Below are 16,308 nucleotides of genomic sequence, written 5' to 3' on the forward strand. Positions count from 1 at the left end.
CTCCCAAGGAAGACCGCCCCCGCCCGCATTTTGCGGGCGGGGGCACTCAAACACGAAAGAGGTGTCGGGTGGCGCGCACACGTTTAGGACGCAACGAGAGTATCTCCGGATGGGGATTTGCTACGCCGGCTTTGGCGTTGGTTGGCCTGTTCATGATCTGGCCGATCCTGTGGTCGCTCTGGATGTCATTCCAGACGGGCCGCGGGATGAACACAAGCTTCGGCGGGCTGGCCAATATCCAGCGGCTGACACAAGATCCGATTTTCCTTAAGGCGCTCGGCAACACCATGACGTTCCTGCTCATACAGGTTCCGATCATGATCATGCTCGCGCTGATCTTCGCGGTCATGCTCAACTCGCCGCGCCTGCGGTTCCGCGGGCTGTTCCGAACGGCGATCTTCCTGCCAGCGGTGACATCGCTGGTGGCCTATTCGATCCTGTTCAAATCCATGTTTTCCACCGACGGCCTCATCAACCAGTTGCTCCTGTCCATCGGCATCCTTAGCGAGCCGATTGCGTGGTTGGGCGATCCCTTCTGGGCCAAGGTCGTGATCATCCTCGCGATCACGTGGCGCTGGACGGGTTACAACATGATCTTCTATCTCGCCGCGCTCCAGAACATCGACAAATCCATCTACGAGGCAGCGAAGATCGACGGCATCCCTGCCCACGCGCAATTCTTCCGCATCACCATTCCGATGCTCAAGCCCGTGATCCTGTTTACCACGATCATCTCCACCATCGGGACGCTGCAACTCTTTGACGAGGTGCAGAACATCACCGAGGGCGGCCCCGCCAATGCCACGCTCACCCTGTCGCAGTATATCTACAACCTCACCTTCCGCTTCATGCCGTCCTTCGGCTACGCGGCCACGGTGTCCTATGTGATCGTGCTTCTGGTGGCTGTGCTGTCTTTCATCCAATTCTATGTCGCGAGGGACCGCAAATGACCCTGTCGCGTTTCGCCGGTGGCCTTCTTCGTTATGGAACGCTTTCGCTGGCCGCATTCATATCGGTTTTCCCGTTCTTCTGGATGGTCGTGGGAACCACCAACAAATCTGCCGACATCATCCGCGGCAAATCCAGCTTCGGCACGAACCTTTGGGCCAATATCGTCACCCTGTTTGAACAGATCGATATCGGGCGGGTTCTGTTCAACTCGTTCTACATCTCGATCATCGGCACGGCGCTTACCCTCGTGGTGGCCTCCGCTGCGGGCTACGGGTTCGAGATCTTCCGCTCCAAAGCACGCGAGCGGGTATTCGGGGGGCTACTTCTGATGCTCTCGATCCCCTTTGCCGCGCTCATGGTGCCGCTCTTCGTGATGTTCGCCAACGCGGGCCTCATCAACACCTACACCGCGATCATCGCGCCGACGGTGGCCAATATCTTCGTCATTTTCTACTTCCGTCAGGCGACCAAAGCCTTCCCGCATGAATTGCGCGACGCGGCCAAGATCGACGGGTTGAAAGAGTGGCAAATCTTCGTGCGCGTCTACGTGCCGGTCATGCGCTCGACCTATGCGGCGGCGACGATCATCGTCTTCATGCTCAACTGGAACAACTACCTGTGGCCCCTCATCGTGCTGCAAACCAACTCGATGAAGACCATGGTGCTGACGATCTCCTCACTGGCCTCGGCCTATACCCCTGATTACGGCGTTATCATGGTGGCCACCGTCATCACCACGCTGCCCACCCTCATCATCTTCTTCCTGCTTCAGCGCCTCTTCGTTCAGGGGATGTTGGGGTCGGTGAAATAAGGACTGACCATGCGCGAGACCATTTCATTCAACGAAGGCTGGCTGTTTGACGGGGCCACCGAAGTGCGCCTGCCGCATACGGCGGTGGAACTGCCCTACCACTACTTCGACGAGACCAGCTATCAGAAAGCCTTCACCTATGAGAAGCGCTTCACCCCCGCGCCCGACTGGAACGGCAAAGAAGTCGTCGTGCATTTCGAGGCGGCGATGGCCGATGCGCGGGTCTTTCTCAACGGCGAGGAAATCGCGGCACATAAGGACGGATACACGCCTTTTGAAGCGCGTCTGACTGGGCGGCTGATCGAGGGCGAGAACCTTTTGCGCGTGACCATCGACGGCAGCGAAAACCCCGATATTCCGCCCTTCGGCGGGCAGATCGACTACCTCACCTATGCGGGGATTTACCGCGATGTCTGGCTGCGCCTTTCCGCGCCTGTCACCATCGCGTCGGTGAAGATCGAGACTCCCGATCCGTTGGCCGATGAAAAGTCTGTGCGCGCCGCCGTGACACTTGCCAATCCCCAAGGGCTATCTCTGGGCGGCACGGTGACGGCGACCCTGCGCGATGCACAGGGCGCGGCACTGGCCGAAACGCAGGTCGCGGTTGTGGGCGAGACGCTCGACGTGGCTTTTGACGGGCTTACGGGACTGTCGCTGTGGGATCTCGACACGCCCACGCTCTACACGCTGGACCTGCGCCTTGAGGGTGCCCACGGCTCTGATCACCTCAGCACACGCTTCGGTTTTCGCGCCGCCGAGTTCACTGCCGACGGTTTCTTCCTCAACGGGCGCGCGGTCGATATTCTCGGCCTCAACCGTCACCAGTCCTTTCCCTACATGGGCTACGCGCTCGGTGCGGATGCTCAAAAGCGAGACGCGGACATTCTCAAGGACGAGTTGCACCTGAACCTTGTGCGCACTTCGCACTACCCGCAGTCCACGCATTTTCTGGACCGCTGCGACGAAATCGGCCTGCTGGTCTTCGAGGAAATTCCCGGATGGCAACACATCGGCGGCGAGGCATGGAAGGCCGAGAGCGTCGAGAACGTGCGCCGCATGATCACCCGCGACTGGAACCACCCGTCGATCATCCTGTGGGGCGTGCGGATCAACGAAAGCCCCGACGACCACGACTTCTACGTCGAGACAAACCAAGTGGCGCGCGCGCTTGACGCGACACGGCAGACAGGCGGCGTGCGCTGCCACGAGGACAGCGAGTTCCTTGAGGATGTCTATACGATGAACGACTTCTTCCAAGGGATGGACGAGCTACCCGGTGACAACCGCCCGCCCGCGCCCCTGCGCAGCCAACGGGAAGTCACAGGGCTCGATCATGATGTGCCCTATATGATCACGGAATATAACGGCCACATGTTCCCCACCAAGGCGCACGATCAGGAGTTGCGACAGGCCGAGCATGTCACCCGTCATCTCAACGTGCTCAACGCCGCTTTCGGTGCGAAGGGCACGGCGGGCTGCATCGGCTGGTGCGCCTTTGACTACAACACGCACAAGGACTTCGGCGCGGGGGACAGGATTTGCTACCACGGCGTCATGGATATGTTCCGCGAGCCGAAATTCGCCGCTTTCGCCTATGCCTCGCAAGGCGCGCCCGAAGGGGGCGTGGTGCTTGAACCCGTGACCTACTATGCGCGCGGGGAACGCAATATCCACGGTATCCTGCCGCTCATCGTGCTGACCAATGCCGAGGAGGTAGCGATCCAGTATGGCGACTTCCCGCCCGTGCGCTTCAAGCCCGATACCGCGACCTACCCCCACCTGCCCCATGCGCCCGTGATCATCCGTCCCGAGGACATGACCTCCGACAAATTCGGAGATTGGGGCATGACGTGGCAGGACGCGCAGATCATCGCCTATATCGATGGCGAGGAAGTCGCGCGGCGACGCTTTGCCTGTGATCCCGTGCCCACGACATTGCAGGTGGTGGCCGACACGACCACCCTGCCCGTCGGGCAGGAGGTGCGCGTCATGGTGCGCCTGCTCGATCAGGTCGGCAACAAGCTGCGCCATTCCTTTGATCCCGTGACGCTTAACGTATCGGGCGGCGGCGCATTGCTCGGCCCCGACACGGTGCCACTGCGTGCGGGCGCGACAGGCGCATGGGTGCGCGCCACGGCTTCGGGCGAGATCACCCTGAGCGCACACCACGCCACCCTTGGCACCACGACCATAACCCTTCAGGCGGAATGAGGCGGAGACAATGAGCGGAGTTAAACTCACGAATTTGCGGAAATCCTACGGTGCGGTGGAAGTCATCCGCGGTGTCGATCTGGACATCAAGCCAGAGGAATTCGTCGTCTTTGTCGGCCCCTCGGGCTGTGGCAAATCGACGATCCTGCGCATGATTGCAGGGCTGGAGGAAATCTCGGGCGGCGAATTGACCATCGGCGGGCGGGTGATGAACGAGGTCGACGCCTCCAAGCGCGGCATTGCGATGGTTTTCCAATCTTACGCGCTCTACCCCCATATGACCGTCGAACAGAACATGGGCTTTGCGCTCAAATACGCGGGCGAGAGCCGCGACGCGATCAAGCAACAAGTAACCGATGCGGCGCGCATTCTTGGCCTTGAGGAATTGCTCGACCGCAAGCCCAAGGATCTGTCGGGCGGTCAGCGCCAGCGGGTCGCCATCGGGCGCGCGATTGTGCGCCATCCGGATGTGTTCCTCTTTGACGAACCTCTCTCGAACCTTGATGCCGAATTGCGCGTGCAGATGCGGATCGAGATCGCACGGCTCCACAAGGAATTGAAAACCACCATCATCTACGTGACCCACGATCAGGTCGAGGCGATGACGCTGGCCGATAAGATCGTGGTGCTGCGCGACGGGCGGATCGAACAGGTGGGCTCCCCGCTCACGCTTTACGACGATCCCGTTAACCAGTTCGTCGCGGGGTTCATCGGCTCTCCGAAAATGAACTTCCTGCCCGCAATCGTCAAAGGCGACACGCTCGTTCTGACCGAGCTGGGCGGGCAAACTGTTCCCGTGCCCCCCCTCAACAACACGCTACAAGAGGGAGAGAAAGTGACCCTCGGCATACGTCCCGAGCATTTCCGCGCCGAAGGCCCCGCCTCACTGGAGCTGGCCGTGGAAATCGTCGAGAACCTCGGCGGCGAGAACTATGCCTATGCCAGCCACGGCACTTCCGACGTGCTGACGGTGAACACAGGCGGTGCGCGTGATCTCGCACCTGGCTCCGCGCTGACCGCACGCTTCGACCCCGCAAGCGCACTGGTCTTTGCCGAGGACGGCATGCGGCTGCGCTAGGCGACACGCGCAAAAAACAGGCCACGATCAGGCCCCGAAACAAACAGGCGGCGCAGGGAGACTACCCCCGCGCCGCCTGCTCTTTGAGGTCCGCCCCATCCCGTCCCTCGCAAAAATCCAACCCAAAATACGGCGCGGTTCTTGCTGCACCGCAACAACCATAACGTGCAAAATTAACCTTTAAACACTTCCCAAGTGAAAAATTTCTTCCTATCGTTCACCGCATAGCTTTCTTCGAGAGAGTTTGACGGTATGTACATGGTGGTCGAGGAAAATCAGGAAACTCCTGTGGAGACAATCGCTTCGGCGGGTCTCAGGGAAATCTCATGTTTTCAATACACTGACTGCGCAGTTTCAACCTTCACCACCGCATTTTCCCGCCCCATGCATGCGCCACCTTGCGGCACACGTGACGGGCTTTTCTTCATAAAAACCACCTTCCAAAGACACACCACATCCCACGTTCGCCATCGTCCATGCCACACCTATGGCGCGAGCGGACGGACGAGGGCGCGTCAGATCACAGGCAGGATCGGGGGCAACAATGATCACTGGGATATGTTGGCCTGATGAGACTGGAGTTGCCCTTTATCCCCGCAGCCTCCGCGCCCCAAAAGAGGGACATCCAGAGCCTGCGCATGGCCTACCTCCTTGGCTGGATCATCCACCTCGCGGGCATGACGCTCTACTTCGCAATGGGTCTTGGAAACGACCTCCTTCTGGCGGGGTTTGCCGTGGTCAGCGTGGCGCTCGTCCTCACAGCGCGTAAGACCCTCGCCGATCCGCTCACGGTCTTTCTTGTCTCGCAACTGCTCTACATCGTCCTGCCAAGCCTTTCTTACGCATCAGGGGATGTGATGCGTTTCGGGGCCACCTACGGGCCTGCGCTCCTGCCTGTGCATGTCTCCTTCAACACCTCGCTGGTCGTGGGGATATTCCTCGGCGTGCGCAACAAAAATGGCGACGCGCGGAAACTGCGCGCCCTGCGCAGGGCGGCGGGGGCGGCGCCCCATTGGCACGCCATCGCTTACACCGCCTGCGGCATCTCGGTCTTTCTCACGGGGGCGAATATCCTGCTCAACGGCGCGGTCGGTTTGGGCAGCTATTCCTATGCCGCCTCCTTCACCGTCCGCCTCGCACGCGGCAGCGGGATTTTCGCCTTGGGCATCCCCTTTGCCATCGCCGCGCTGACACTCTTTCTGGTCATCACGCCGCGCCTGTCGCGCAAACAGATGATCGCGGCCTACCTGCCGATCCTGTTGCTCTACATCTCCACGGGCCAGCGGAAGTATTTCATCCTCCCCTTCCTGATCTGGGCCGCCGCGCGCCTGACGCTCACGGGGCGGCGACTTATAGGGCTCACAGCGCTTGCCAGCGCGCTCTATATCTCCTTCGTCTACATGGGCTACCTGCGCCTGAACGGCATCTCCTTTTCGCTGGGCGCGCTCGGCACGGATTTCCCGATGTTCTGGCGTCATATCCACCTCTATATCGAGGGGGAGACAGGCATACTGATGGCCGCCTCCTCCATGGCCGTGGACGGGCGCATCCCCACAATCGGGGTCGATGAATACCTGCGCGCGCCGCTCATGGCCTTGCCGCAATTCCTGTTCGGCAGCCTCTTCGAGCCGCTCAACGAGAGATTTGCAGGCACCTTCACCCCCGACTTCGCCGCCGCGGGGGGCGGCTGGGGATTTCCCTTTGCGGGGGAGGCCTATGTGGTCGGCGGCATTGCGGGCAGCGTCATCGTCTACGCAGCGGCCAGCGCCTATTTCGCAAAGCTCGCATGGGTTTGGGAGACAGGGATAAGCCCACTGTGGCGCGCCTTCTCGCTGGCCAATGTCTACTTCGCGCTCTGGGTGGTCCGAAACGCCTTCGCCTATAGCTTCCGCGAGATTTTTTACGTGCTCGCTGCCCTGCTCGTCTCCTACGCTATCGGCGCAGTCTGGTCGCGGGTCTCGCGCGCGGTCCTGACCGCACCGCCCCTGCCGGAGCCCTCCTCATGAGCCGCGCGATCTCCAGAAACCTCGTCGCCCAGTCCTATGCGCAGGCCGTGTCCTTCGCGGTGCAACTGGGCATGGTGCCCGTGCTGATCGCGCTGTGGGGCGTGGAGACTTTCGGCGTCTGGGCACTTGTCACCGCCCTGCCTGCCTATCTGGCCTTTTCGGACTTCGGCTTCACCTTCATCGCAAAGAACGACATGGCCATGCGCGTTTCGGGAGATGACCGCGCGGGAGCACTGGTGACGTTCCAGAGCATCTTCGTGATCCTGCTGGCGGTGGCCGCGTCACTGGGCGGTGTGCTGGTGGCGCTGGTCTATGCCCTGCCGCTGGAGGGGATTTTCAACCTCGGGCCAGTGTCGAAGAGCGATCTTCAGGCGGCTCTGACGCTCCAGATCGGCGCAGCCCTCGGATATCAATTCACCCTGCTTCTGAGCGCGGGTGTGCGTTGCGAGGGGCGCGCGGCGCTGGAGACGGGGTTTGCTGCGACGGGGCGTCTTGTCGAGGCGGGCGCGATCCTTGTCGCGGCCTTGCTCGGTGGCGGGCTGGTCGCAGCGGCGGCAGCGGCTTTGGTCGCGCGGGTGGCGGTGGTGTTCTTCCTCGTGGCTTGGCTGCGACGCACAACACCGTGGCTCACACTTGGCACCCGCCGCGCCAGCCGCGCGCGGATCAAGGCGCTGCTCGGCCCCTCGCTCGATTACATGGCCATCCCACTGTCCAATGCGCTGTTGATTCAGGCACCTGTAGTGATCCTCGGCGTGACAGCGACCCCTGCCATGGTGGCGGTCTATTCGGTCACGCGCACGGTCACGCGGTTGGGTATGTCGGTGGGCAATATGGTCAGCTACGCCTTTACCCCCGAATACAGCTTCGCCTTCGGACGCAGGGACCGCGCGAGCTTCGACAGGCTCCTGCGCACACAGGCACGGACGATTGCCGCTCTTGCGCTTATCTATGCCGCGCTGGCCGCATGGATCGTGCCGTGGGGTGTGGCGTTTCTGTCAAGCGGCGCACTTCAACCTGTCACGAGCCTGTCGCTGTCGCTTGCGGGCGCGGTGGTCTTCGAGATTCTCTGGACCAACATCTTTTCCCCTTTCTCCGCCATCAACGCGCACAGGCGCATTGTCCGCGCCTTTGTCATTGTCACGGCGTTTGCCATCGCCAGTGCGGCGGGCCTCGGCGGTCCGACGCAAATCGCGCTTTGCGTGCTGGGCGCGCATCTGGCGATGCTCGTCGTCACCGCCCAGCAGGTGCCACGCCTCCGGGACGCAATTGCCACCCTCGCGCCCTCCAAAGCCACCGCCCCGCCCCCACGAAAGCCGCAGACCGCCCCATGATCGACCCAAGCCGCAAACCCGTCATCATCTACAGGCTGGGAAGCCTCGGCGACACGATCTTCGCCCTGCCGTGTTTCCACGCCATCCGCCGCGCCTTCCCCGACCGCAGGATCGTGCTTTTGACCAATATGCCCGTGTCGGGAAAGGCCGCGCCGCTCATGGCGGTTCTGGGCGATGACGGGCAATTCGCCGATGATGTGATCGAATATCCTGTGTCACTGAGGGCTCCGCGTGAGGCGCTGGTGCTAGCGCAGCGCTTGCGGGCGCACAATGCGGAGGCGCTGGTCTACCTGATGCCGCAGCGCAGCCGCGCACAGGCGTGGCGGGACTGGACCTTCCTGCGCTTTGCTGCGGGGATCAAACGCATTCTGTGCTTCCCCGACAGCGACGATCTGCGCTCGGTGCGCGTTAATCCCGACACGGGCGTGCGTGAACGCGAGGCGGCGCGGCTGATCCGCACCTGCGCCCAACTGGGACCGATCGACATTGCGGATCGGGCGAACTGGGATCTGCGCTACACGCAGACCGAACAGGCGCAGGCCGCCGCCATCTCCGCGCCCCTTGGCACGGCTCCCTTCGTCGCGGTCAACATGGGGGGCAAGGCGGAGGAAAAGGACTGGGGCATGGCAAACTGGCGTGCCCTCGGTGCGGCACTGCAAGCGGCCTATCCCCATATAGGGCTGATGGTGGTCGGCGCAGGCGAAGATCACGCACGCGGCGAGGCCTTCAAGGCGGATTGGCGCGCTCCTGCGGTGAACGCCTGCGGCGCGCTCACGGCCCGCGCATCGGGCGCAGCACTGTCGCGGGCGGCGCTCTTCATCGGGCATGACTCGGGACCGCTGCATCTGGCCGCCTGTAGCAACACCCCCAGCATCGGAATTTTCGGCAATTTCAACGCGCCAAAGCAATGGCATCCCGTGGGCGCGCATGTGCGGGTGATCCACGAAATGCGCGGGCTGGCGCATATCACGCCGCAGGATGTGATGGAGAACATCCATGTCCTTCTCGACGGGCGCGACATCGGCGCGGGAGGGCAGGAATGACGCCGCAAGACCTCAAGGACTGGTGCGCGCAAACCGCCCTGCCCCTGTGGCAGGCGCACGGGCTGGACCATGTTTCGGGGGGCTATTTCGAGCTGCTCGACGCGGACCTGCAACCGGTGATAAGACCGAAACGCGCACGGCTCACGGCGCGGCAGATCTACTGCTTCACACAGGCTCCCGCACTCGGCGCAGGCGCGATGCAGGCGGAGGCGGCGCACGGGTTGGACTACCTCTTGGGATCGCTTGTGACCAACGACAAGGTCATCAGCGCGCGCCACCCTGACGGACGCGTGGCCCGATTGGGGCCCGATCTCTACGACGACGCCTTCGCACTCCTCGCGCTGGCCGCCGTGGCGGACCATGCACCCGATGCAGGCTACGAGGCACAGGCCCGTGCCATCGCCGAGCGCATGATCCAGACGCGGGGCCGCGCGGACGGGGGCTTCTCCGATGATGGCACCCATATCCACGCCAATCCGTTGATGCATCTTCTGGAGGCGGGGCTGGCGTGGGTCGAGCAAAGCGATGACGCGGATGGTTTCTGGTGGCGCTTCTGCGCGAGACTGGTGCGCGTGGCGCTCACGGGATTGATCCAAGGGGACAGCGGCATTCTGCCCGAGGACTTCGACCTCGCCTACAGACCTCTGCCCCGCAACGAGCGGGTTCAGGTCGAACCTGGCCACCTGTTTGAATGGGCGTGGCTCCTGCTGCGCTGGTCGGTACTGGCGGGTGACGAGGCGGCATTCGCGAGTGCGCAGCGGCTTGCCACCACGGCGCAGACCCACGGCATCGCACCCGACGGGATCATCCACGAGGCGCTCGACGGCGACCTGCGCCCGCGCGACACCAGCGCGCGGCTCTGGCCGCAAACGGAACGCGCGAAATACTGGCACGCCATCGCGCACCACCCCGCCACCTCGCCCGCGCGCAAAGCACAGGCCGAGGCGCAACGGGCGCTGGCGCTCGACGCGCTGGCGCGCTTCCTCGACGGGCCGCGCGCGGGGCTTTGGTTCGAGACACGGGAAGCGGACGGGACGTTCAGGCGGGAGCCGACACGCGCCTCCAGCCTCTATCACATCATCTGTGCCGCGCGGGTGCTCGACAGTGACACGGTGACGAAAGGACGGCGAAGTGACACGTAATTACAAGATGTTGGAAGGAGCCGTCGCCCGATTGAGCGGCGGGCGGGTTCTATGCCTTGGCGATGTGATGCTCGACACCTTCAACACGGGCCATGTCTCGCGGATTTCACCTGAAAGCCCCGTGCCCGTCTTCGGCGTCGGGCCGCAGACCTCCCTTCCTGGTGGCGCGGCGAACGTGGCGCGGAACGTGGCCGCGCTTGGCGGGGAGTGCATTCTCGTGGGGGCCATCGGCGCGGATGCGGCGGGGCGCGAGTTGACGCACCTGCTGGGTGAAGCACCCGCGATCACCGCCGATCTGGTCACGGATGCCACGCGCCGCACAACGCAGAAGACCCGCTTCATCGCACAGGGCCAGCATATCCTGCGCGTGGACAGCGAAAGCGAAGGGCCGATTGGCGAAGGCGTCGAGGCGGCGCTTGTCGCGGCGGCGATCCGTGCGCTCGACACCTGCCACGTGGTCGTCCTCTCCGACTATGCCAAGGGCGTGTTGTCGGACCGCGTGATCGCGGAGGTGACAGCGGCAGCGCGCGCGCGTGGCATTGCGGTCTTTGCCGATCCCAAATCGACGGATTTCAAACGCTACGCGGGTGCCACCCTCCTCACCCCCAACCTCAAGGAAGCCCGCGCAGCCTTCGGCGCGGCGGTCGCGGGGGATGCGCAGATCGAAGCGGCGGGGCGCACGCTTTTGGCGCGGGCGGGCGTCGAGGCTCTGCTGATCACCCGCAGCGAGGAGGGCATGACCCTTATCGAAGCGGGTGATGCGCCCTGCTCCCATCTGGCCGCGCAGACACAAGAGGTCTTCGACGTGGTTGGCGCGGGCGACACGGTGATCGCCACGCTTGCGCTCGGCTTTGCGGCGGGGCTTTCGCTGCCACTGGCCGCCGAAATGGCCAATGTCGCGGCGGGGATCGTGGTGGGCAAACGCGACACAGCCACGGTCGCGCCTGAGGAGTTGATCGAGCGCCTTGCAACGCTTGCCGCAGGCGGACGACGACTTGGCGCACCCGTGCTTCTCTCCGCCCATGAGGCAGGGCGCTATGCGGCTGCACGGCGCGCGGAAGGCAAGCGGATCGGCTTTACCAACGGGGTTTTCGACATCGTTCACCCTGGCCATATTTCGCTGCTGGAATTTGCACGCAAGGAGGTGGATTGCCTGATCGTCGGGCTCAATTCGGACGCCTCCGTGCGGCGTTTGGGCAAGGGGCCAGACCGCCCCGTCAACTCAGAGAACGACCGCGCCACAGTTTTAGGAGCGTTCGGCAGCGTTGAAGCGGTGGTCATTTTTGACGACGACACGCCCGTGGAATTGATCAAGAGCATTAGGCCTGACATGCTGGTGAAGGGGGCCGATTACACCATCGAGACAGTGGTCGGTGCGGACATCGTTGCCGAATATGGCGGCGAAGTGCGGCTTGCGCCTATCGTTTCGGGCAAGAGTTCCACCAACATAATCGAGCGGGTCAGTAAATACGGAGAGAAGGCATGATTGTTGTAACGGGTGCGGCGGGCTTTATCGGCTCCAATATCGTCGCCGATCTCGAAGATGCAGGCCACGGCCCTATCGCGGTCAGCGACTGGTTCGGGACGGGGGACAAATGGCGCAACCTTGCCAAGCGGGACATTGCGGCCTTCGTACCACCCGAGGAACTTATGTCGTGGCTGGAGGGGCGCGACGATATCAGCGCGGTGATCCACATGGGCGCGATTTCCTCCACGACCGAGCGGGATTGCGACCTGCTCGTGGACCGCAACATCAACGCCACCGTTGACCTGTGGGACTGGTGTGCGGCCAATAACGTGCGCTTCATCTACGCCTCATCGGCGGCCACATACGGCGCGTTGGAAGAAAATCTCCTCGACGAAGAGACCCCCGAATTCCTCGGAAACCTGCGCCCGCTGTGCGGCTACGGCTGGTCAAAGAACGCCACCGACAAACTCCTCATGCGCCGCGTCCGCGAAGGCGCCCCCGTCCCGCCGCAATGGGCGGGGTTGAAGTTCTTCAACGTCTACGGCCCGAACGAATACCATAAAGACGACATGATGAGCGTGGTGGCCAAATTCTTCGACACGGTGAAGCGCGGCGAGACTGTGAACCTGTTCAAATCGGACCGCAAAGGCATCGCCAACGGTCAGCAGAGCCGCGACTTCGTCTACGTCAAGGACTGCTCCAAGGCGGTCTTGTGGTTGCTTGAAAACGACCATGCCAGCGGCCTGTTCAACATCGGCACCGGCCAAGCGCGCAGTTTCGAGGATCTGGTGCGCGCCATCGGGGCGGCGCTCGATGTAGAGGTGGATATCGACTACGTCGACATGCCCGAGACGCTCAAGGGGAAGTATCAATATTATACCCGCGCGGAGATGGGCAAATTGCGGGAGGCGGGACTGAACGATCCGTTCCACTCGCTTGAGGACGGGGTCAGGGACTATGTCACGACCTACCTCGACACGGAGGACCGCTACCGCTGATGTCGCTGACGCAACACCGACCGCCCCGCAGAACGCTTTTCCTCGACCGTGACGGCACGGTGATCGTGGAGCGTCACTACCTGCACGATCCCGAGAAGGTCGTGCTGGAGCGCGGTGCGGCGGCGGCATTGGCAGATTTCGCGCGGCGTGGCTATCGACTTGTCATGGTCACAAACCAGTCGGGCATTGCGCGCGGGTTGTTCACGCGTGCGCAGATGGAGGCGGTCAACGCGCGGGTCGATGCGCTTCTGGCCGATGCGGGGGTGCGGATCGACGCATGGCATGTCTGCCCGCACAAGGAAGGCGATGGCTGCGCCTGCCGCAAACCTGCCACGGGGATGCTGGACGCGGCTCATGCGCAAGAGCCCGTGGACTGGGCACGCTCGCTGATCGTGGGGGACAAACGCTCGGACATCGAGACGGGCCATGCGCGCGGGGTGCGTGGCATTCTCGTCGAAACAGGCCACGGCGCGGCGAACCGCGACTGGGCACGCGCGAATGGTGTGCCCGTGGTGCCGACCATTGGCGAAATCAGCCCGGCGTGGGATGCGATACTGGACGCGAGGGCGCACCATTGAGAATCCTGCGCGTGATAGCGGGGGTCGATGCCTCCCAAGGCGGTCCCGTCGAGGGGCTCAAGAGCTCCGCACTTTTGCACCGTGACGCAGGGATCGAAACGGAGGTCGTCTGCCTTGATGCGCCCGACAGCGCCGCCGTACGGACCTTTCCCGTTAAAGCACATGGCGTCGGCCCAACCCCGCGCCGCTACGGCTACACCCGCGCCTTGGGCCAATGGATCGACGCCAATGCGCACCGCTTTGACGCGGCGGTGGTGCACGGGCTTTGGAACCATGCCTCGGTCGGCGGCGGACGGGCGCTGATGCGCAACGGGCTGCCCTATCTGCTCTTTGTCCACGGGATGATGGACCCGTGGTTCAAGGCGCGCTACCCCACCAAACACATCACCAAGCAGCTCTTTTGGTGGGCGCTTCAAGGGCGGGTTCTGGCAGGCGCCGAGCGGGTTTTGTTTACCACGCAAGAGGAGATGCGGCTGGCCAATGGCGTGTTTCACGGACACAGCTACAAGGGCGAGGTCATCGCCTATGGCGCGGGCGCGCCAGACGCAGATGCACGCACAACGGGGCCAGCGGCCTTCCGTGCGGCAGTGCCCGACCTTGGCGCGGCCCCCTACCTGCTTTTCCTCAGCCGCATTCATGAGAAAAAGGGCGTGGATATCCTGCTCGACGCTTTCGCCGCGATTGCTGCCAAACGTCCCGAGTTGCACCTCGTGATCGCGGGGCCGGATGAAGCGGGGCTTGTGCGCGGGTTCAAACTACGGGCCGAAACGCGCGGCCTGGTCGGTCGCATCCACTTTCCTGGCATGATCACGGGGCCTGCCAAATGGGGCGCGTTCTTGGGAGCAGACGCCTTCGTGCTGGCCTCCCATCAGGAGAATTTCGGCATCGCCGTGGCCGAGGCGCTGGCCTGCGGATGCCCTGTTCTGACAACCGACAAGGTCAATATCTGGCGCGAGATCGAGGCAGCGGGAGCGGGGTTGATCGCCAAGGTCACCCTGCCCGACTTCACACGCATTCTCGACAAGTGGTGCGCCCTATCCGACGCTGAACGCAGTGCCATGGCGGCACGGGCGCTGGCCTGCTACGAGGCCCATTTCGACCCGAAAACCGCCGCCACGGCCCTATCCGAAAAACTGGAGAGCATCCGCCGTGGCTGACTTGGGAAACGACGACATTATCAAAGCAAAGGCAGGCGAGATCTTCCCCCGCGCAGCCTCCTTTTCACTCAGAAACAGGCTGGAGCGGCTGGCGTTTAGCGTGGCATGGCTTCTCCTTGCACGTTGGACCCCGCCGCCGATGCACGGGCTGCGCCGCGGGCTTTTGCGGCTCTTCGGCGCGCAGATCGGGACAGGAGCGCATATCTATAGCTCTGCGCGCATCTGGCACCCCAAGAATCTCGTGATGGCGGATGACGCGGCGATCGGACCACGCGCCCAAATCTACAACATGGGCACGATAACTATAGGAAAACACGCCGTTATCTCGCAAGGCGCGCACCTGTGCGCGGGCACCCACGACCACCGCGTGCGCAATTTTCAGCTTCTGGCCAAACCCATCGTGATCGGGGATGGCGCATGGGTGGCAGCCGAGGCCTTCGTCGGGCCAGGCGTGACGGTTGGCGCGGATGCCGTGGCGGGCGCGCGCGCCGTGTGCACCCGCGACCTCGCGCCGAACACGGTCTACGCAGGCAACCCTGCCGTCGAGAAGGGCACGCGCTATGACGGTTAAAGCGAGCACGCACCAAACACTGACTGTTGTCATCCTGACCAAGAACGAGGCACGCCACATAGAACGCTGCATTCGATCGGTGGCGGCATTGGCCAAGCGGGTTTGCGTGGTGGATTCTGGGTCCACCGACGACACAGTAAGCCGCGCACGCGCCATGGGGGCGGATGTGCACAACCATCCATGGACGAACCACGCGACACAGTTCAACTGGGCGCTCGACAATTTGGAAATCGCGACTGACTGGGTCATGCGGCTGGATGCAGATGAATATCTCGACAGCACGCTGGCCGCGTCACTTGCCCAGTTCCTAGCGGCACCGCCCCCCGCCACAAACGCCGCGATATTCAAGCGCCAGATTGTCTTTCTCGACCAACCGATACGCCACGGTTTCTTTTATCCGCAGCACGTTGTGCGCCTATGGCGCAACGGACAGGGGCGCGTCGAGGAACGCTGGATGGACGAACATTTGCTGATATCAGAAGAGAAATCGGTCATCCTAGACGGGGATTTGGTGGACCACAATCTCAACGACCTCGCGTGGTGGACACAAAAGCATAACGGCTACGCGATCCGCGAGGTCTATGACATCGTGAACGCTAGCGAGAAAGGTCCGACAACGGGTGCTAACGGGTTGAGCGCAAGGGCACGGGCCAAGAGATTGGCCAAAACCAAACTATATGCGCGAATACCTCGTATCATACGGCCAACACTCTACTTTCTTTACCGCTATATTCTGGGCGCGGGTTTCCTCGATGGGCGTGCGGGATTCTATTTCCACTTCCTGCAAGCATATTGGTATCGCACCCTTGTCGACGCCAAGCTCCTAGAACTTGAGAAACGTGCCGCACGCGAGGGACTTTCTGCACATGCGCTGCTGGTGCGTGAAGGCATCCTGCCCCCCAATCCTTAAGAAATCCCTACCCCTGCCCGCGCTGCGTTTCTTCTTCCTTAATCCCCTTACGC

14 protein-coding genes are annotated in these 16,308 nt (G+C 62.7%); all 14 read left to right on the plus strand.

Annotation, left to right across the window (positions count from 1 at the left end; all coding sequences use genetic code 11):
• Positions 1-68: 68 nt before the first annotated feature.
• On the plus strand, positions 69-950 hold the full coding sequence (locus tag ACN0SC_RS01220; RefSeq protein WP_417247843.1) for a carbohydrate ABC transporter permease: 882 nt from the start codon (positions 69-71) through the stop codon (positions 948-950).
• A complete protein-coding gene (locus ACN0SC_RS01225) occupies positions 947-1,762 on the plus strand; it encodes a carbohydrate ABC transporter permease (RefSeq protein ID WP_417247844.1) in 816 nt (271 codons plus the stop codon). Before ACN0SC_RS01220 ends, ACN0SC_RS01225 begins: the two co-directional genes overlap by 4 nt.
• Positions 1,763-1,771: 9 nt before the next feature.
• On the plus strand, positions 1,772-3,973 hold the full coding sequence (locus ACN0SC_RS01230) for a glycoside hydrolase family 2 TIM barrel-domain containing protein (RefSeq protein ID WP_417247845.1): 2,202 nt from the start codon (positions 1,772-1,774) through the stop codon (positions 3,971-3,973).
• Positions 3,974-3,983: 10 nt separating this feature from the next.
• Entirely contained in the window at positions 3,984-5,051 is a 1,068-nt protein-coding gene (locus tag ACN0SC_RS01235; RefSeq protein ID WP_417247846.1) for an ABC transporter ATP-binding protein, read from the plus strand.
• 569 nt (positions 5,052-5,620) lie between these two features.
• Positions 5,621-7,057: an O-antigen polymerase gene (locus tag ACN0SC_RS01240; protein ID WP_417247847.1), complete on the plus strand. Its 1,437-nt coding sequence runs from the start codon at positions 5,621-5,623 to the stop codon at positions 7,055-7,057.
• Positions 7,054-8,388: a lipopolysaccharide biosynthesis protein gene (locus ACN0SC_RS01245; RefSeq protein ID WP_417247848.1), complete on the plus strand. Its 1,335-nt coding sequence runs from the start codon at positions 7,054-7,056 to the stop codon at positions 8,386-8,388. The genes ACN0SC_RS01240 and ACN0SC_RS01245 overlap by 4 nt, the downstream gene beginning before the upstream one ends.
• On the plus strand, positions 8,385-9,431 hold the full coding sequence (locus ACN0SC_RS01250) for a glycosyltransferase family 9 protein (protein WP_417247849.1): 1,047 nt from the start codon (positions 8,385-8,387) through the stop codon (positions 9,429-9,431). The genes ACN0SC_RS01245 and ACN0SC_RS01250 overlap by 4 nt, the downstream gene beginning before the upstream one ends.
• Positions 9,428-10,573, plus strand: coding sequence for an AGE family epimerase/isomerase (locus ACN0SC_RS01255; RefSeq protein WP_417247850.1), 1,146 nt, complete (start codon positions 9,428-9,430; stop codon positions 10,571-10,573). The genes ACN0SC_RS01250 and ACN0SC_RS01255 overlap by 4 nt, the downstream gene beginning before the upstream one ends.
• On the plus strand, positions 10,563-12,059 hold the full coding sequence (gene rfaE1 / locus ACN0SC_RS01260) for a D-glycero-beta-D-manno-heptose-7-phosphate kinase (RefSeq protein WP_417247851.1): 1,497 nt from the start codon (positions 10,563-10,565) through the stop codon (positions 12,057-12,059). Before ACN0SC_RS01255 ends, rfaE1 begins: the two co-directional genes overlap by 11 nt.
• On the plus strand, positions 12,056-13,039 hold the full coding sequence (rfaD, locus tag ACN0SC_RS01265; protein ID WP_417247852.1) for an ADP-glyceromanno-heptose 6-epimerase: 984 nt from the start codon (positions 12,056-12,058) through the stop codon (positions 13,037-13,039). The genes rfaE1 and rfaD overlap by 4 nt, the downstream gene beginning before the upstream one ends.
• Positions 13,039-13,617, plus strand: a complete 579-nt coding sequence (locus ACN0SC_RS01270; RefSeq protein ID WP_417247853.1) for a D-glycero-alpha-D-manno-heptose-1,7-bisphosphate 7-phosphatase — start codon at positions 13,039-13,041, stop codon at positions 13,615-13,617. The genes rfaD and ACN0SC_RS01270 overlap by 1 nt, the downstream gene beginning before the upstream one ends.
• Positions 13,614-14,774: a glycosyltransferase gene (locus ACN0SC_RS01275; RefSeq protein WP_417247854.1), complete on the plus strand. Its 1,161-nt coding sequence runs from the start codon at positions 13,614-13,616 to the stop codon at positions 14,772-14,774. The genes ACN0SC_RS01270 and ACN0SC_RS01275 overlap by 4 nt, the downstream gene beginning before the upstream one ends.
• Entirely contained in the window at positions 14,767-15,345 is a 579-nt protein-coding gene (locus ACN0SC_RS01280) for a hypothetical protein (protein WP_417247855.1), read from the plus strand. Before ACN0SC_RS01275 ends, ACN0SC_RS01280 begins: the two co-directional genes overlap by 8 nt.
• Positions 15,335-16,255, plus strand: coding sequence for a glycosyltransferase family 2 protein (locus ACN0SC_RS01285; RefSeq protein WP_417247856.1), 921 nt, complete (start codon positions 15,335-15,337; stop codon positions 16,253-16,255). The genes ACN0SC_RS01280 and ACN0SC_RS01285 overlap by 11 nt, the downstream gene beginning before the upstream one ends.
• Positions 16,256-16,308: the final 53 nt, after the last annotated feature.

This window comes from Celeribacter sp. (assembly GCF_048261515.1).
Classification (GTDB): domain Bacteria; phylum Pseudomonadota; class Alphaproteobacteria; order Rhodobacterales; family Rhodobacteraceae; genus Celeribacter.